The sequence below is a fragment of the Arenibacter algicola genome, from assembly GCF_018860365.1.
In the GTDB taxonomy this organism is placed as follows: domain Bacteria; phylum Bacteroidota; class Bacteroidia; order Flavobacteriales; family Flavobacteriaceae; genus Arenibacter; species Arenibacter algicola_B.
The window spans coordinates 96,555-113,228 of record NZ_JAHKPO010000001.1; the positions used below are offsets into that span (position 1 = coordinate 96,555).

Sequence of the window (16,674 nt, forward strand, 5' to 3'; positions counted from 1 at the left end):
CCATGTTGAACATCACCAATAAATTAGTCGAAAAATACCAATCCCTTGGGGAAAATCCCGAAACCTATATGGAGGGTCTACTGCACGCAAAACCAATCACCTATTGGGATTATGTAGAAGTAGAGACACTGCTTTCCCTACAAAGACCACGGACCAATTTTAAGGATGAGTCCATTTTTATAATGTACCATCAGGTAACCGAATTATACCTAAAGATGATGCTGCATGAATTACAGCAGATAGTAGGAGAAAAAGCACCTACTACTGGCTACTTAATTAATAAAGTGGACCGATTAATACATTACACCTCCATGCTGATCAATTCCTTTGACATTATGAAGGTTGGAATGGACTACGAAGATTACAATACCTTTCGTAAAACCTTAACGCCCGCCAGTGGCTTTCAATCCGCGCAATTCCGGTTTATTGAACTGCATTGTACTTCATTGCAAAACTTAATTAGCCATAGATATAAAAAAGAAGGTTCCCACAATCCAGATTTAAGGGAATGTTTTGAACATATTTATTGGAAAGATGCCGGAACAGATCCAAAAACCGGCAAAAAGACCTTGACACTTCAACTTTTTGAGGAAAAATACCTCACTGTGTTGACGGAAACAGCTAAAGCGGTAATGGGCAATACCTTGGAAGACAAGTTGGCCCAACTGCCCTATGTCCCGGATGCACTCAGGAACAGACTTCGCACCTTTGACAAGCTGTACAATATTGATTGGCCCATGGTCCATTTGAGCACTGCCGAACACTATTTGGACAAAAAAGGGGAAAACAAGCAAGCCACTGGTGGTTCGGATTGGAAAAAATACCTCCATCCAAAATATCAGCAACGTAAATTCTTTCCAAGCTTATGGACGGAATCAGAAAAACAAAACTGGGGAATTAATCATAAAAATGAACAGTATGGAAGTATTGAACAGACCACAATTGACACACCTACAGGTAGGTGAAAACCTAAAAGTATTACAAATTGAGGCTTTGGCGGATATGGGCATGCCAGAACACAGTAGTTCCCATGAAGCGGTCATTGTTGTCCAAGAGGGTAAAGCCATACTTAAAACCAAGGATACTAATTACGTATTAAAGAAAGGGTCTACTATGTTGGTTCCGGCACGATTGAAACATAGTCTTACCGTAATAAATGATTTTAAGGCAGTTGCCATTATGGCAACGGATTCAATTATAAATTTTAAAAATTAATAACTATGGAAAATTTAATGACCAAGAATATTGGCGAAATAGTAGCAGAAAACTATCGTACGGCACAAGTATTCAAAAATCATAAAATAGATTTTTGTTGTAAGGGAAACCGGAGTATTGTAGAGGTTGCCGAAAAAAGTAAGCTGGACGCCAATCTCCTTTTACAGGAAATTGAAACAGTGCAACATCAAACCAATGATGACAACATCGATTTTAAAACATGGCCTTTGGACCTATTGGCAGATTATATTGAGAAAAAACATCATAGATATGTTGAGGCCCAAATACCGATTCTAAATCAATATCTGGCCAAACTATGCCGGGTCCATGGAGACCGGCATCCAGAGCTTTTTGAAATTACGGAGCATTTCAATAAAAGTGCAGGAGAGCTGGCGATGCACATGAAAAAAGAGGAACTCATCGTCTTCCCTGCCGTACGTAAAATGGTTCAAAACAAACAATATGGCAATGCCCTGGCAGAACAACATTTTGGCACTATTCAAAATCCCATACAAATGATGATGCAGGAACATGAGAACGAAGGCGACCGATTTAGGCTTATAGAGGAGTTGAGCAACAACTATAATCCACCTGCCGATGCCTGCAACACTTACAGAGTTACATTCTCACTATTACAGGAGTTTGAAGAGGATCTACATAGGCATATACATTTGGAGAATAACATTCTCTTTCCAAAAGCAATTGCTCTGGAAAAGGAATTAAGCGCTTAAAGGTTACCTAACAACCTATAGCCCTATTCCCAAACTACCAATTTTGTAACCAATAAGGTGCGGCACAATACTTTAAATAGTCTCCCCCCGCCGTGCCTCATTGGATTACCATGCCGCCAACCTATGCTGTATAAAACATTAATAGGGTGAACTTTAAAATTGGCCTTAACCATAATAAAACACGTTGATATGAAAGTTAAACCCATAAAAAGACATAAAGCCATACAACCTTTGAGCAGGGAACACCATCAAGGTTTATTGCTATCATGGAAAATTAGGACCGGTCTTTCCAAAGGGGTATCTACAGATAGGATAAAGACCTACGTTGATTGGTTTTACAAAACCTATTTGATCCCCCATTTTGAAGAAGAAGAAAAACACATCTTCCCCATTCTCGGAAATGACCACATATTGATAAAAAAGGCAATTGCACAACATAGGAGGCTAGATCGCCTTTTCAAGAGGAGCTCGGAACTAACAAAGTCCCTAAACCATATAGAGGAAGAATTGGAGCAACATATCCGATTTGAGGAACGGGTACTGTTCAATGAAATTCAGAAGGAGGCAACCGAACAACAATTGCAATTCATTTTAGAACATCATAACGAAACCAAATTTTTGGAAAATACCACAGATAAGTTTTGGGAATAACAATAAAATATGATGATTATGAGACTTTACAATCAACTATTAAACGAATTTAAAAGGGAACAAACAGGGTATTCCACCATTGCCATTATTGGCCAAAGTTGTATTGGATCTGTTGCCGCTATGGTCGTCCTTATGAACCACATGCCTGCAGCAATCAAATTGACCTTGCTTTTTCTGGTAACCATTTTATGCATGGCCTATAACGGTGCCGTTTTGGCCAGATTAAACGCCAAAACCACCTTTAACCTATTAGTTTTAAGCGTTCTATTCAGTATCTTGACCATTATAGGGAATCTTATTTAAAAATAAATGAAGCAGGAACCCTACACTTTTACTTATATAGACGAATTTGGGGACACCAATTCTGCAACTTGTAGGCCTAACGAATACCATAGCCTCATGGAACTTCTTTTTGACAAATATTTGCAGGAATGGGGAGATTGTAAAGGCAGGGCATGGTGCGGAACATGTCATATACAAATTCTTGAGGGCTCGTTAAGTTCAAAAATGCAGCACGATGAAAAACTGACTTTGTCCAAACTGGATGATGCCTCCCCCCAAAGTAGATTGGCATGCCAAATTCCAATCAATGCGGAGCTACATAATCTGGTTTTCAAAATAATAACGGAAAATGATTTCGGACTAAAATAATCCGGAATCATGACAGCAAAAAATCATACGGACTTCATGTGTGGGCATTAAGTGTTCCAAACACCTATACTTAAGGGCCAATTATTATAAAATACAAATTCAACGGACTACCTTTACAGTATTCCCTGAGCTATTAGATAAAACTTATGTTATTAAAATCGGAAATTAAGGAAAGACAGGACGTAAACCTATTGGTGGTTAGCTTTTACGCCAAGATTAGGGAGCACCAAATATTGGGGCCCATTTTTAATGGTATAATCAAAGACTGGGACAGTCACTTGGAATTATTGACCGATTTTTGGGAGAGTCAATTACTCTTAAAACGAAAATATATAGGCAACCCTATTGCCGTTCACCAGGAGGTGGACAAGAAAATGAACCATACTATCACCCCGGAACATTTTGGACTTTGGCTAAACGAATGGTTTGCCACTATTGATGAGCTTTTTGAAGGGGAAGTTGCGTGGATTGCAAAGAATAGGGCCCAGAAAATGTCCACAATGTTATATATGAACATCTATCAACACAGAAACAAGGGCAATTAAACCCTTGACTTTACCAAGTTCCCCTTGGATTGCCAAAAAATCAACAGCACCGCTAAAGGGATCAATATACTTCCACCTGCCAGAAAGATTGAATAATCTTCGAACAGCGGCCAACCCAACCATGCGGCCATTCCCCTATAAAATATAAGGGTTTCGGTAAGCAGAAAACCGCCCAAATACAATGTAATGGCCATTTTGGACAGTTTTATCAATCCAAAAAATTCCAAAAAGAAAAATAATCCTATGCTAATGACCCCCAAAAAGGTCCAATGCAAATAGCCAATAGTAAAATCCAAAACCGCTGCGGCCAAATTTGCAAAGTAGGGCCAAGCGGTAAGCCATTGCAAAATCATTTTAACCAACAATAGGAAGGCAACCAACTTTAAAACATTCAACTGAAGTTGGGAAAGGGCCGATTTCAATACCATCCTGTTTCCAAGGCAGATGTTTATCAGAATACCGAAGCCTATTAGTTGTAATACAGCGCCCAACCCCCCCAAAACGTAATATATCATTGAAGGTCCTGTCCACAGGGTAGACAGAAAAAAACTCAGAATAATTCCCAGAACCGTAGTAAGGAAAAAGTACCTAAATGTCTTAGGGGAAATATTAATTTGAAGTTGTTCCAACAAATTAAAAAAGAGCCCCATAAGTGCCAATATCATCCATCCGTTATACTGAAAGTGTAAATAGAAATAAATGGCCAGTCGGTACCATATGGATTCAGGCCCTAAAACCGTCATAATAACACCTAAACACCAAGGACCTACACTGGATCCTATCATAAACCAAAGAGCATACTTCACACAGCTATAGGCCTTTGTCCCCTTAAAGGATTGAGGAGCGTATTTGATAAAAAAAGCGGAAAACCAATAGGAAGCCAAAAGGAATAGAGTGGAGAATATTATGGAAAACAGGGCATACCCTTGAAAGGGAAAGGATAACAGCATCCCTAGCAAACAGATCTGCGTAAACCAGAAAATCCTGCGGTACTTCCTCTCCAAACCCTGCTTGTCCAAAAAAAGATGGTACAACAAGCTGGCCAGTGCAATATAAACCCAGCCCAAAAGTGCTATATGGGAATGTGTATGCACTATAAACCGGTAATTGATGGGCATTGGGGCAACTACAAACGTCCGCAACAACACACCAAGTAAGGCAGCCAATAAAAAATAGCCTAGGGATACTTTAATATGGGTTCTGGTAGCAATCACGCAATATCATGTAATTCGGCTAAAGGTACTACTAAAAATCTTTTCTTTTGGCTACATATGACAAGCGCCAAACCGGGATTACCGTCCATAGGAACAACATAATAATAGACACAAAAAGTCCTAGGTTGGTCCCAAAAAATTGCTTAAAAATAGCTCCTGTGTACCCCAATAAAGCCGAAATATCCAGTTTTAGTAAAATTAAGGTCCTGGATAGGTCTATTGGATTAAACATGGTGGCAAGCAAGGAAAGGTTATCCAAGGGGTATTCCTCAAAAACGATCAATGACATTAGAAAGAGTCCGTCATAAATTACGGCCAAAAACAACCAGGCCAAGACAGCATACCCAAAACCTTTTATCTTATTTTCATTGGACAGGGCAATATTAAAGGCAATAGCAGTAAAGATCAGTGTTAAAAATGCACCCGTAATCAATAATAGCGAAAAATCCCATATGGCCTTGCTTTGGAACAGTCCGTATAATGTAAAAGGAATACCCAGACCCAATACCAAGCTCACCGTCAACGAACCGGCAACCCCAAAATATTGGCCCAGAAAAATAGACGATCTTTTAATGGGCTGTGCCAAAAGGAGTTCTGTAAATTCCTTGGAGTTGTAGAAATACATTACGCCAAATATGGTCCCTATAAGGGGTACCAGAACAATAATAACGTTCATTAGGGTAATAACGGCCTTGGAGAGCTCATTGTTCAAAAACAACAGTACAAAGCCCAACAACAGATAGAACAGAAAATAAACGTAACTCCAACGGCTACGCATAAGGTCGTAAAAACTATATTTTAATATCTTAATCATGGTTGCTGTGGGTTGATATTGCCGCAATGGCGTGTTCAAAATTGCTTTGTCCGGTTTTGGTCTTTAATTCCGCAATGCTGCCCTTAAAGTAAATTTTACCTTCTAACAGATATACGATATGGTCGGAAACCTCTTCTACAAACTGCATAATATGGGAGGTGATCAAAATAGTCTTTCCTTTTGCCTTTTCTTCAGAAATAAGTTCCTTGAGACGGATCATTGATAAGGGATCCAGGCCATTGGTAGGTTCGTCCAAAATAATCAAGGGACTGTCGAACATAAAGGTCAATACAATATTTACCTTTTGTTTGGTACCTCCGGATAGGTTGCTCAATTTTTTATCCAAGAATGGCTCCAATCCAAATAGGCCGATCAACTTTTGTTCGTCGCTCGGTTTTTGCCTAATATCCTTTATCATTGCTATTAATTCCTTGACCTTTAGGTTTCCTGGGAAATTGGCAATTTGGGGAAGGTAATTTATGTCTTGGCGATACTTCCACTTATTTCTAACAGGTGAATCCATTACAGTTATAGCCCCTTTATTGGGAATTACCATCCCTAGCACTGTTTTGATCAAGGTTGTTTTACCGGAACCATTGGGTCCCAGGATAGCAAAAATACCGCCCTGGTCAATATTGAGTTCCAATCCGGCCAATACCACATTCTTACCAAATTTCTTATGAAGGCTTTCAACGTGTATCATTTAATTTTTTTCATTAAGGGTTTTGCATCAACTAATTCATCCGGGGTGAAAACAGGGGAAACTTTTTCCGAAAAATCGATAATATCCATAAATAAACTGCGAAGTAGAATAATAGTTTCGGGGGTTCTGTTTACGATATAGGAAAATAATTTTACCGGTCTGTAGGGAATATCGCCAGTGCCGTTCTTATCCAGATCGTAACCTGTATAGTCGCTCCAAAAGTTTTCCTCAAAAATATTATCGTTCAAATTGCTGTTGTAGGCCAGATCAAAGGAGTTGTACATAAAGTTATTATGGATAAAGGTATTGGAATAACAGGCTCCACGTACTTTTATGGCCCATCCATTTTTTATGAAATTATTTTTTGAATAATTTATCCTATTGGAGCCTTCAATACTAATACCCACTGTATTTTCCTCAAAGGTATTACCTGTAATTTCCGCATCATTGATCTCTTTTAACAACACACCAAAGGAAGTGGTTCCCCAATTCTTTTTAAAGGTATTTCCCAACATTTTTATCCTTTTGGAAAACATGACCGCTACCCCTGCCCCGTTGTTCTCAAAGGTATTGTCCTTATAAATGTCATCATTGGAGAACATAAAGTGCAGCCCATAACGAAGGTTGTCCGAACTAATGTTGTTTTCAATGGTGATATTGTCCGAGAACTCCAGGTAGATACCATCCCTTACATGTTGAACAATATTGCGCTCCACAACTATATTCTGTGAATACCATAATTGTATGCCATTCCCTGAATTATACTCGTCCACGGCATCCCCGATGATCTTATTATGATATACCCTGCCGTTTTTGCTCTTCTCCAAATAAATACCGAAAAATAGCTTTTCCAGCACCACATTCTGTATTAAAAAGTTTTCGCTCTGCACCACCCTGATAGCGGCATAATCTGCCGTATAACTGGTACCAACATTTATGATGAACAGGCCATCTATGGTTACATTGTCCGAAACTATGGTTATGATCTCCCCATTATCTTCGCCATCAATTACGGGATAGTTCTCTCCAATAATGGTCAAGGGTTTGGTTACTTGGATATTGAATTCCTTGTACGTTCCTTTTTTGATCAAAAGTGTATCAAAATCGGCAGCTACGGCTATGCCTTTCTTTATGGTTTTCACCTCACAGGATCCGCAGACCGTGATGGTCCCAGCCCGTAAATGATTAGCAAAAAGCAATAATAGAAAGCAGTAAAGTACTCCTATCCTTCCCATTATCTAATAATCAGAAATTTTGAATTTTCTTCGGCCGATACCCAATGCGGCACGTTTTTGGGAAAACTAAAATGTTGATGCCCACTTATGAAATAGGATTTGCCATTGATATGAAAGATTATCCTTCCTTCCAAAACAATCAATTGGGCATCCGTAGGGGCGGTGTGTTCCGGGAAAATGGCATCCTTTTCCAAGCTAATATTCAAAATCTCCAAAGCATCTGTTTTCACCAATTTATTTACCTGAAGTTTATTGTATTCCTGATTTTTTATCTCATCACTAATGGTGTACATAGTCATTATTTTTTTAGGCCAATTATTTCCCTACACCTATAAATGGCAGAAGAAAAATATAAGCCTGTTCTTATTTAGCTTCCAAAGCAAACCCTTGGGCTGCTTTTTGGATGTCTATAATTGAAATCTTAGTTTTAACTGTTCCCAGGTCAATAGGTCCCCCTCATAAGTCATTAGTGCATCCACTGCTGCTTGTTCCGTTTTAAAGGCCGTTAAAAATTCGCCCATGGGACTGGGAATGCGATCGCTGATCAGATAGGTAGCTTTTGTTGCATTTATCAATTCCCCAGGCTGATTGTAATCATTAACCAAATAAAGGGCTACTTGCTCCTGGTCTATGTCCTTAAGGTGATTCATCATACATTCACTGGAATCGAACTTAAAGGCCTTACCCTTATCCGTAACAATTTCAGCTGCATGTTGCCGGTCTACAATGGTCATACTACAAAAATGACATCCATCAGATCCATAGGCAATGGGTTTAGGACCAACATTGCAGGAAACTGCCAACAATAAAAACAAAAACACAACTATTCTGTAGTTCGCCATATATTAAGTACTAAAAATTATGCAGCTACCGCTTTTTTTAATTGCTGTTTTGCCCCTGATTTCTTGCTCTTCCAACCAATATAGGCCGCTACCAATGTAAGTGACATTCCAACAAACATCATATAGGCACCAATACTTGGAAGGGATGTAACATCAAAATTCAACATTTTTTGATATCCCAACAAGGGTGGTTTATAAGTCATAGGGGTTCCATCCTCATTGATAACCTTTATAATGGCATGTGGATCCAAGTTGGAACCGTAATCCGTAAGCCATTCATTAAAGTCGTACATACCCAGAACGCCCAAAACGGACATCAAGACAAACCAACCCAAAAACCATTTAAAATCCACTTTTCCAAAGAATCCCAATAGTCCTATAAGCACTCCAAGTACCACCATTCCAATGATAACCTTGGGAAAAACACCAAATTCCCACATTTCCCCGGATTTTGGAATAGTCTTCATACCAATATAGTGATTTAATCCGTCTATATTCTGTAAATCAAATTCAGAGACACCCTCTATTCCCGAAATATGAATATTCATGCCCAATGGTTCTGGATATTGCGGTGCCCCCAGCATAATATTCCATAGAGGAAAGGCAAACAATCCCAATAAAAATAATGGGCCAATGATCATTATTATACTTGCATTTTTCATTTCTTATCGTCATTTTATTATTTACAAATCGAAAAATGTATTGGATGGTTGTCCCCTTCTTCAACTTGTTAAAAAAGCGGGCAGTTTCTTAAACCAGACCCGCTTTTCATCTTAAAAACTAATAATAAGTAATCTTATTCACCTAGGGACCAAGATAGCTCTATGTTGGAATTTGCTGGTGAAACCCTAACATATCCCTGCATCTCTTGGTGAAGTGCAGAACAGAAATCGGTACAATAGAACGGCCATACCCCAACTTGCTTAGGTTCCCAAATTATTGTCTTTGTCTGACCCGGCATAACCAACAATTCGGAGGTGTTGGCACCTATTACGGCAAAACCGTGTGGTACATCAAAATCCTGTTCTTGATTGGTAATATGGAAATATACTTTGTCGCCTACCTTGACACCTTCAATGTTATCAGGGGTGAAATGACTTCGTATGGTGGACATGTAAATATGTACATCCTTTCCATCACGAACAACCTTGGCATCAGCTGGCCCTAAGGTAGCATATGGGTGTTTGTTTTCTGCCAGCTTATAGATCTTTTGCGATTTTGGCGCTAGGATCTCAGCAGGGATTCCTGCCGCATAATGTGGCTCTCCATGAGTAGGGAAATCATAGATAAGTTCCATTTTATCCCCTGAAATATCGTACAATTGGGCAGAATGCTCCAATTCCGGACCTGTAGGCAGGTATCTATCCTTGGTAATCTTGTTCATAGCTACCACATATTTACCAAAGGGCTTTCTGGAGTTGCCACCAGGTATCATCAAGTGGCCAACGGAATAGTAGGTAGGTTTTCTGTCGATGACCTCCCAAGTTCCCAATTTCCACATCACCACCTCTGAGGAGATAAAGAAGGTAGTATAGGCATTACCCTCACCGTCAAATTCGGTATGTAATGGCCCAAGACCACCACTTTTTACAGTTCCGGCAAGTACGTCCTCAAATTTTAGGATAGGAATGCCATAGGCTTCCCCATCAAACTTTTTACCTTCAATGGCAGCAATCATTTTATCAAAAGAGTGTACTGTTAAATCTGCCGACAGCTTTCCGTTACCAATAATATATTCGCCAGAAGGATCTACATCACAACCGTGAGGTGATTTTGGAGTGGGTAAGAAAAATACCGCTCCAGGTATTTTGGTAGGATCTACGGTCAACACCTCTTTTTTCATAGTTGAAGTGGCTGTATGTGTAGACTCATCATATACGTTATGAGCGTAATTTGCAGGCATTTTTGTACCTCCTCCATTGTTTACGTATTCTTCGATTTTTTTCCAGTTTATAGCTGCAATAAAATCCTTGTCATTTTGAGATGCGTTAACCTCTAAAAGCGAGTTAGCTTCTTCAGTATTATAAGTGGTAAAGAAGAACCAACCATGAGATTTTCCACGTCCAGGATGTGATAGATCATAGTTAAACCCAGGCATCAATATTTGGAATTTAATATCCATATGACCATGTTCCGGATCTACACTAATAAAGGATAAGGCGCCCTTAAAATTGCCCTTGTATTCCTTAATTGGCATATCGGCCTGAGGAACGGGTACTGAAAAACGGGTTCCTGCAACGACATATTCAGTGTTTTCGGTAATGAAAGACGAACTGTGGTTACCGGCACTATTGGGTACCTCAATGATTTCCTCTGTTTCAAAGGTTGTAAGGCTTATCCTTGCAATCCTTGGCGTGTTGTTGCCGTTTATGAATATCCATCTTCCATCCAATTCACCATTGGTTTGGCTAATATCCGGGTGGTGGGAGTCATCCCATGGCACAAAACCAAAAGAGGTATTCAACATTGGCTTGGTCTCCTCTGAATAGCCGTAGCCTGAGGTGGCAAACTGAGAGAACACGGGGATTTCCTTGAACATACGTCCAGATGGCAGGCCATAAACTGTTAGGTTGCCACTATATCCCCCGGACATAAAAGCGTAAAACTCGTCATGTTCCCCAGGGGCTACATAGACTTTTTCGGCATTGCTCGAATTCAATGCTCCGGAAGAACCTTTGCCCTGGTTGCCGTTACCGCAACTAGTCAATAGGGCGGCAAAGCCCAGGAGTCCCAATACTAAATAGGTATGCTTTTTCATTGTTTTTGATTTAATTGATTATTGAGTTCTATAATTATTCTGTTGGGGGCAACATTACTTTGTCTACCACATGTACAATTCCGTTGCCCGCAGGTACACTGGCCAAAATTTTGGCACCACCGACCAACACATCGTCTCCTACTACCTCAACCGTGGCGTTCTGATCATTGGCCTGCCCCAATTTTTTAAACTTCATTAAGAATTCCTTGCTGTAATTACCAGCGGTAACATGATATTTTAGAATATTGGCCAAAGCATCTTTGTTCTCCTGTTTTAAAAGATCCTCCACAGTACCTGCAGGTAGTGCGGCAAAAGCCTCATTGGTAGGGGCAAATACCATTAGGGGACCTGCATTTACCAAGGCGTTTTCCAATCCTGCGGCCTGGACCGCTGCCACCAAAGTAGTATGGTCGGGGGAACCTATGGCAATCTGCAGAACATTGGGTGTGGAACCATCATCGTCGATAAAGGCCTGGCCCTGTTTTTCAACTTCCTCCGTCCCAGCTTTATCCTGAGTAGGGGACGTTGCCGTCTTGGGTTCGTTTTTACAACTGAACAAAACGCTCAACATAAGAAACGATAACATAAATGATTTTAAATTGGTTGTCGGGAACATAATACTATGTATTTATTATAAGGTTCTAAAGTATTCCAATACTGCTCTGGCCTGTTCTTCGGTAAGACCTTGATTGGCCATAGGAGCACCGTTAAATTCGGCCAACAAAGCTTTTGCCAATGGATCTTCCTTAACCATACCTTCAGGATTCAGGATCATGTTCATGACCCATTCAGGGCTACGTCTTTCCAAAACACCTTTTGGGGCCGGCCCTATGAATTTTTTATCCACCCTATGACAGGCCAAACACATTTGGTTGTAAATTTCTTCACCTTTTTTAGCCATCTCTTGATCTACTTCGGCCGCCAAGCTTATCGAGGTAATTGGCCCCACTCCTTTGTTTGTTAAATCTACGGTCTCAGAGGGTTTTGTATCTGTTGCCGCAGGCGCTGGTGCAGGTTGTTCTGTTGTGGTTTTTGCCCTGTCCACACTAAAGCCTTCTTTTTTCTTTTCTTCCTTACCTCCACAGCTCATCATTAAAACTGAAAAAAGAACTGCGCTACTTTTTAAAATTATTTTCATCACTTTATTTTTATTTGTTGTTTATAGGTCGTTTTTAAATATTCGTAATATTGATATTGATCGTTGTTGCTTAGAAAGATTTATACATAATTTGCGATTTTTAACAATTTATTGGGACAAAATTAGGTTGCCATTGAAACAAAAAACATGATAAAAATCATATTAAGGATAAAATTGTCCTTTTTTTTACCTTTTTATCGGAATGAAACCTATAACAGCGTTCTTATTTTATAATAACTCCCTGAGTTAAACCCTAAACAATTGTTTTTCAAAACAATGCCCCTTCAACCCCAGGGATAAAATAATTCTCGGAAACCGGGAATTGGCTCGGCAGTATCTGTCTTTTAAATCTTTTACATATCTTAGTAAAAGCAGTTAAACAGAAACATTGGTGCTATTGGTCACTAAAATTTTTAGGGCCATTTCAATTTACTTTCAATCTTAAAATTGAAGGTCCAAGTTTGGGATAAATAAGGTTTGGAACAATATGGAAGGGTTTATTGCCATTTTACATTTAACCAGAACTTTTTAATCCTCTATTATTTTATTATTAATCGCGGCCATGGTCTTAACAAAATAAGCTTGGGCCAAATTGTGAACCCGTTTTTTATGGCCAACTACGATATTAGTATCGATAAGGAAAAATTCATTTTAAGTCCCGAGGATATTGCTTCCTTGGATATTGTTCCTATAGGCAATCAGCAATTTCATGCCCTAAGGCACAACCGCTCTTATAAGATCAAAATCTTGAATACCGATTATGCCAACAAAACTATGACCATAGAGGTAAATGGGGATAGTTATGCAATGGTCCTAGCAGATGAATATGATCAAATGGTAGACAAAATGGGATTGTTATCTACCAAAACCCATAAAATAAATAATATTAAAGCCCCCATGCCCGGACTCATTATAGATGTTATGGCCAAGGCAGGACAAAAGGTAGAAGCGGGCACCCCGCTGATCGTGCTATCGGCCATGAAAATGGAAAATATCATCACTTCCCCGGGAGAAGGCGTTGTAAAGAAAATTGAAGTCAATGTTAATGATGCAGTTGACAAAGGACAGCTAATTATTGAAATGGAATAGCCTTAGTATGGAGATAAAAAAAATATTGGTAGCTAACCGTGGAGAAATAGCTTTACGCATCATGCGGACGGCGCAAAATATGGGAATAAAAACAGTAGCGGTCTATTCTGATGCCGATCGGGAGTCGCCCCATGTAAGATTTGCCGATGAAGCAGTGCATTTGGGAAATTCACCTTCTTCAGAATCTTACTTGAATATGGACAAAATTGTGGAGGCAGCCTTACAGACCAAGGCCCAAGCTATCCATCCAGGTTATGGGTTTTTAAGTGAGAACGCCGTTTTTGCCCAACTGGTAGCCGATAACGGAATTACCTTTATAGGCCCTAAACCCCATGCCATAAAGGTTATGGGCAATAAATTGGCAGCCAAGGAGGCTGTAAAGGCCTACAATATTCCCATGGTACCTGGAATTGAGGAATCCATTACCGATATTACCCTGGCCCGGAAAGTTTCCGAAGAGATCGGGTTCCCCATTTTAATAAAAGCCTCCGCCGGTGGTGGCGGTAAAGGAATGAGGGTGGTGCAACAGCCATCGGAATTAGAGGAGCAAATGGAACGTGCCATTAGCGAGGCCAAGGCGGCCTTTGGAGACGGTGCCGTCTTTTTGGAGAAATACATTGAATCTCCCAGACATATAGAAATCCAGATATTGGCCGATAATTTTGGCCATATTATACATCTTTTTGAAAGGGAATGCAGTATACAAAGAAGACATCAAAAGGTAGTGGAAGAAGCTCCATCGGCCATATTGACCCCAAAAATAAGAGCCGCCATGGGAGAAGCTGCCATAAAAGTAGCCAAGGCCTGCGACTATGTAGGGGCCGGAACGGTGGAATTCCTCTTGGACAGTGATAAAAATTTCTATTTTTTGGAAATGAATACCCGCCTACAGGTAGAACATCCTGTAACAGAACTAATTACCGGCATAGATTTGGTGGAACAACAGATAAGAATTGCCAGAAATGAAAAACTGGCATTTTCACAGGAAAATTTAAGTATAAAGGGACATGCCCTGGAAGTTAGGGTCTATGCCGAAGATCCATTGGACAATTTTCTACCCAGCATAGGTACTTTGGAAACCTATAAGCGTCCGGAGGGCAAAGGAATAAGATTGGATGACGGTTTTGAGGAAGGTATGACCATACCCATTTATTACGACCCCATGTTGGCCAAATTAATTACCTATGGCAAAGACAGGGAAGAAGCCATTCAACTAATGATCAATGCCATATCGGAATATAAGATAAAGGGAATATCCACTACCCTAACCTTTGGGAAGTTTGTCTGTGAACATGAGGCCTTTACTTCAGGGAATTTCGACACCCATTTTGTTAGGAATTTCTATACTCCGGAACTGCTGCACCAGCAATATACAGAGGAGCGTGAAATTGCGGCTATAGTAGGGTTAAAACTGCTCTTAGAGCACCAGGAGCAACTAAAGCTTCCCGCCTATAAAAACTCCAATTGGTCCTTTAAAAGAACCAAGAGATAAACGCCACATGGACCAAAATTTTTAAATGGCAAAAAGTATTACCTAATGAAGGAAAACATAAAAACACTGGAAGATAAAATTGCCAAGGCAAAATTGGGTGGCGGCCAAAAACGTATTGAAACCCAACATTCGAAAGGCAAGCTTACTGCACGTGAACGAATTCATTTTCTGTTGGACGAAGGTTCGTTTGAAGAATTGGGTACCCTGGTAACCCATAGGACCAAAGACTTTGGTATGGGCAAACAAATATTTTATGGAGATGGGGTAGTCACGGGTTATGGAACAATTGCTGGTAGACAGGTCTGTGTTTTTGCCCAGGATTTTACCGTATTTGGAGGTTCTCTTTCCGAGACCCATGCCGAAAAAATATGCAAGGTAATGGATATGGCCATGAAAATAGGAGTGCCCATTATTGGATTGAACGATAGCGGCGGCGCAAGAATACAGGAAGGGGTAAGATCGCTTGGCGGCTATGCCGATATCTTTCACCGGAATGTAATGGCCTCCGGGGTTATTCCGCAAATATCCGCCATTATGGGCCCTTGTGCCGGGGGAGCAGTCTACTCCCCGGCTATGACCGACTTTACCCTGATGGTGGAAAATTCCAGCTATATGTTCGTCACCGGACCCAATGTGGTTAAAACCGTGACCAATGAAGCCGTTAGTTCCGAAGAATTGGGCGGGGCAATGACCCATGCCACCAAATCCGGGGTCACCCATTTTACAGCGGAAAACGACTTGGAGTGCATTGCGCAGATTAAGGAACTCATTGGTTTCTTGCCCCAAAATTGTGAGGAAGTGCCACAGCCACTCCCCTATTCCCTAAATACCGAGATCCGGGAAAAGCTGGAAACCATTATACCGGAAAATGCCAATCAGCCCTATGATATGAGGCATATCATCAATGAAATCATAGACGATTCCCCATTCTTTGAGGTCCATAAGCATTATGCCGAAAATATAGTCGTGGGCTTTGCCAGATTGGCGGGAAAAAGTATCGGGATCGTTGCCAATCAGCCCATGAGTCTGGCCGGGGTCTTGGATGTAAACAGTTCCAAAAAAGCGGCGCGATTTACCCGTTTTTGTGATTGTTTCAATATTCCCCTTTTGGTATTGGTAGATGTTCCCGGATTCCTGCCAGGTACCGATCAGGAATGGAACGGCATAATAACCAATGGTGCCAAGCTGCTCTATGCCCTTAGTGAGGCCACGGTTCCCAAAGTAACCGTTATTACCCGAAAGGCCTACGGTGGCGCCTATGATGTGATGAACTCCAAACATATTGGGGCCGACCTTAACTATGCATGGCCCGGTGCCGAAATTGCGGTAATGGGTGCCAAAGGAGCTAGTGAGATCATCTTTAGGAAAGAAATAGATTCTGCAGAGGATCCAGAGGCCAAACTAAAGGAAAAAGAGGAGGAATATGCCGATAAGTTTGCCAATCCGTATAGCGCAGCGGAAAGAGGGTTTATAGATGAAGTAATCCTTCCCAAGGATACCCGCAGGAAATTAATAAGAGCCTTTGCGCTGCTGGAAAATAAAGTGGTGCATCTGCCAAAGAAAAAACACGGTAATATACCTTTGTAATTTATTGCT

Annotated in this window: 20 protein-coding genes; 10 read left to right on the forward strand and 10 right to left on the reverse strand. The window is 40.5% G+C overall.

What is annotated here, in order from left to right:
- The first annotated feature begins 2 nt into the window (after positions 1-2).
- From KO529_RS00415 to KO529_RS00445, 7 genes are all read left to right on the forward strand, one after another.
- Positions 3-965, forward strand: coding sequence for a tryptophan 2,3-dioxygenase family protein (locus KO529_RS00415; protein ID WP_215945977.1), 963 nt, complete (start codon positions 3-5; stop codon positions 963-965).
- Entirely contained in the window at positions 919-1,215 is a 297-nt protein-coding gene (locus KO529_RS00420) for a cupin domain-containing protein (protein ID WP_215945978.1), read from the forward strand. The genes KO529_RS00415 and KO529_RS00420 overlap by 47 nt, the downstream gene beginning before the upstream one ends.
- A 5-nt stretch (positions 1,216-1,220) precedes the next feature.
- The gene (ric, locus tag KO529_RS00425) at positions 1,221-1,946 is read left to right on the forward strand and encodes an iron-sulfur cluster repair di-iron protein (protein ID WP_215945979.1); all 726 of its coding nucleotides are present in this window, start codon (positions 1,221-1,223) and stop codon (positions 1,944-1,946) included.
- Positions 1,947-2,135: 189 nt separating this feature from the next.
- Positions 2,136-2,597, forward strand: a complete 462-nt coding sequence (locus KO529_RS00430) for a hemerythrin domain-containing protein (RefSeq protein WP_215945980.1) — start codon at positions 2,136-2,138, stop codon at positions 2,595-2,597.
- Between the two features lie 18 nt (positions 2,598-2,615).
- Positions 2,616-2,900 carry a hypothetical protein gene (locus KO529_RS00435; protein ID WP_247096129.1) on the forward strand — a complete coding sequence of 95 codons (285 nt, stop codon included), beginning with the start codon at positions 2,616-2,618 and terminating at the stop codon, positions 2,898-2,900.
- A 6-nt stretch (positions 2,901-2,906) separates the two neighbouring features.
- Positions 2,907-3,248: a 2Fe-2S iron-sulfur cluster-binding protein gene (locus KO529_RS00440; protein ID WP_215945982.1), complete on the forward strand. Its 342-nt coding sequence runs from the start codon at positions 2,907-2,909 to the stop codon at positions 3,246-3,248.
- 146 nt (positions 3,249-3,394) lie between these two features.
- Entirely contained in the window at positions 3,395-3,793 is a 399-nt protein-coding gene (locus KO529_RS00445) for a group III truncated hemoglobin (RefSeq protein ID WP_215945983.1), read from the forward strand.
- Here KO529_RS00445 and KO529_RS00450 read toward each other — a convergent pair.
- The 10 genes from KO529_RS00450 to KO529_RS00495 all read right to left on the reverse strand — a co-directional run bounded on the left by KO529_RS00450 (position 3,790) and on the right by KO529_RS00495 (position 12,497).
- Positions 3,790-5,007: a hypothetical protein gene (locus KO529_RS00450; protein WP_215945984.1), complete on the reverse strand. Its 1,218-nt coding sequence runs from the start codon at positions 5,005-5,007 to the stop codon at positions 3,790-3,792. The genes KO529_RS00445 and KO529_RS00450 overlap by 4 nt on opposite strands.
- 31 nt (positions 5,008-5,038) lie before the next feature.
- A complete protein-coding gene (locus KO529_RS00455) occupies positions 5,039-5,821 on the reverse strand; it encodes an ABC transporter permease (protein WP_215945985.1) in 783 nt (260 codons plus the stop codon).
- Complete coding sequence (locus tag KO529_RS00460) at positions 5,814-6,524, reverse strand: ABC transporter ATP-binding protein (protein WP_215945986.1); 711 nt, start codon at positions 6,522-6,524, stop codon at positions 5,814-5,816. The genes KO529_RS00455 and KO529_RS00460 overlap by 8 nt, the downstream gene beginning before the upstream one ends.
- A complete protein-coding gene (locus KO529_RS00465) occupies positions 6,521-7,759 on the reverse strand; it encodes a nitrous oxide reductase family maturation protein NosD (RefSeq protein WP_215945987.1) in 1,239 nt (412 codons plus the stop codon). Before KO529_RS00465 ends, KO529_RS00460 begins: the two co-directional genes overlap by 4 nt.
- Complete coding sequence (locus KO529_RS00470; RefSeq protein ID WP_215945988.1) at positions 7,759-8,052, reverse strand: cupin domain-containing protein; 294 nt, start codon at positions 8,050-8,052, stop codon at positions 7,759-7,761. The genes KO529_RS00465 and KO529_RS00470 overlap by 1 nt, the downstream gene beginning before the upstream one ends.
- 114 nt (positions 8,053-8,166) lie before the next feature.
- Positions 8,167-8,601: a nitrous oxide reductase accessory protein NosL gene (locus tag KO529_RS00475; protein ID WP_215945989.1), complete on the reverse strand. Its 435-nt coding sequence runs from the start codon at positions 8,599-8,601 to the stop codon at positions 8,167-8,169.
- Positions 8,602-8,618: 17 nt separating this feature from the next.
- Positions 8,619-9,263, reverse strand: coding sequence for a hypothetical protein (locus KO529_RS00480; protein WP_215945990.1), 645 nt, complete (start codon positions 9,261-9,263; stop codon positions 8,619-8,621).
- Positions 9,264-9,397: 134 nt separating this feature from the next.
- Positions 9,398-11,359, reverse strand: coding sequence for a Sec-dependent nitrous-oxide reductase (gene nosZ, locus KO529_RS00485; RefSeq protein WP_215945991.1), 1,962 nt, complete (start codon positions 11,357-11,359; stop codon positions 9,398-9,400).
- A 34-nt stretch (positions 11,360-11,393) separates the two neighbouring features.
- Positions 11,394-11,975 (reverse strand): fasciclin domain-containing protein, encoded by a 582-nt coding sequence (locus tag KO529_RS00490; protein ID WP_215945992.1) that lies wholly within the window; start codon positions 11,973-11,975, stop codon positions 11,394-11,396.
- Positions 11,976-11,990: 15 nt separating this feature from the next.
- Complete coding sequence (locus tag KO529_RS00495) at positions 11,991-12,497, reverse strand: c-type cytochrome (RefSeq protein WP_215945993.1); 507 nt, start codon at positions 12,495-12,497, stop codon at positions 11,991-11,993.
- Between the two features lie 609 nt (positions 12,498-13,106).
- Here KO529_RS00495 and KO529_RS00500 point away from each other — a divergent pair.
- Genes KO529_RS00500 through KO529_RS00510 form a run of 3 tightly spaced genes read left to right on the forward strand, consistent with a single transcriptional unit; the run spans position 13,107 to position 16,665 of the window.
- A complete protein-coding gene (locus tag KO529_RS00500) occupies positions 13,107-13,586 on the forward strand; it encodes an acetyl-CoA carboxylase biotin carboxyl carrier protein subunit (RefSeq protein WP_215945994.1) in 480 nt (159 codons plus the stop codon).
- Between the two features lie 13 nt (positions 13,587-13,599).
- Positions 13,600-15,078, forward strand: coding sequence for an acetyl-CoA carboxylase biotin carboxylase subunit (gene accC / locus KO529_RS00505; protein WP_215946202.1), 1,479 nt, complete (start codon positions 13,600-13,602; stop codon positions 15,076-15,078).
- A 45-nt stretch (positions 15,079-15,123) separates the two neighbouring features.
- Entirely contained in the window at positions 15,124-16,665 is a 1,542-nt protein-coding gene (locus KO529_RS00510; protein ID WP_215945995.1) for an acyl-CoA carboxylase subunit beta, read from the forward strand.
- The last annotated feature ends 9 nt before the right edge of the window (positions 16,666-16,674 follow it).

What these genes read in the sequence shown, in the direction of transcription:
- KO529_RS00415 (WP_215945977.1), top strand. Translation starts at nt 3, where the DNA reads ATGTTGAACATCACCAATAAATTAGTCGAAAAATACCAATCCCTTGGG.
- KO529_RS00420 (WP_215945978.1), top strand. Translation starts at nt 919, where the DNA reads ATGGAAGTATTGAACAGACCACAATTGACACACCTACAGGTAGGTGAA.
- ric (WP_215945979.1), top strand. Translation starts at nt 1,221, where the DNA reads ATGGAAAATTTAATGACCAAGAATATTGGCGAAATAGTAGCAGAAAAC.
- KO529_RS00430 (WP_215945980.1), top strand. Translation starts at nt 2,136, where the DNA reads ATGAAAGTTAAACCCATAAAAAGACATAAAGCCATACAACCTTTGAGC.
- KO529_RS00435 (WP_247096129.1), top strand. Translation starts at nt 2,616, where the DNA reads ATGAGACTTTACAATCAACTATTAAACGAATTTAAAAGGGAACAAACA.
- KO529_RS00440 (WP_215945982.1), top strand. Translation starts at nt 2,907, where the DNA reads ATGAAGCAGGAACCCTACACTTTTACTTATATAGACGAATTTGGGGAC.
- KO529_RS00445 (WP_215945983.1), top strand. Translation starts at nt 3,395, where the DNA reads ATGTTATTAAAATCGGAAATTAAGGAAAGACAGGACGTAAACCTATTG.
- KO529_RS00455 (WP_215945985.1), bottom strand. Translation starts at nt 5,821, where the DNA reads ATGATTAAGATATTAAAATATAGTTTTTACGACCTTATGCGTAGCCGT.
- KO529_RS00460 (WP_215945986.1), bottom strand. Translation starts at nt 6,524, where the DNA reads ATGATACACGTTGAAAGCCTTCATAAGAAATTTGGTAAGAATGTGGTA.
- KO529_RS00465 (WP_215945987.1), bottom strand. Translation starts at nt 7,759, where the DNA reads ATGGGAAGGATAGGAGTACTTTACTGCTTTCTATTATTGCTTTTTGCT.
- KO529_RS00470 (WP_215945988.1), bottom strand. Translation starts at nt 8,052, where the DNA reads ATGTACACCATTAGTGATGAGATAAAAAATCAGGAATACAATAAACTT.
- KO529_RS00475 (WP_215945989.1), bottom strand. Translation starts at nt 8,601, where the DNA reads ATGGCGAACTACAGAATAGTTGTGTTTTTGTTTTTATTGTTGGCAGTT.
- KO529_RS00480 (WP_215945990.1), bottom strand. Translation starts at nt 9,263, where the DNA reads ATGAAAAATGCAAGTATAATAATGATCATTGGCCCATTATTTTTATTG.
- nosZ (WP_215945991.1), bottom strand. Translation starts at nt 11,359, where the DNA reads ATGAAAAAGCATACCTATTTAGTATTGGGACTCCTGGGCTTTGCCGCC.
- KO529_RS00490 (WP_215945992.1), bottom strand. Translation starts at nt 11,975, where the DNA reads ATGTTCCCGACAACCAATTTAAAATCATTTATGTTATCGTTTCTTATG.
- KO529_RS00495 (WP_215945993.1), bottom strand. Translation starts at nt 12,497, where the DNA reads ATGAAAATAATTTTAAAAAGTAGCGCAGTTCTTTTTTCAGTTTTAATG.
- KO529_RS00500 (WP_215945994.1), top strand. Translation starts at nt 13,107, where the DNA reads ATGGCCAACTACGATATTAGTATCGATAAGGAAAAATTCATTTTAAGT.
- KO529_RS00510 (WP_215945995.1), top strand. Translation starts at nt 15,124, where the DNA reads ATGAAGGAAAACATAAAAACACTGGAAGATAAAATTGCCAAGGCAAAA.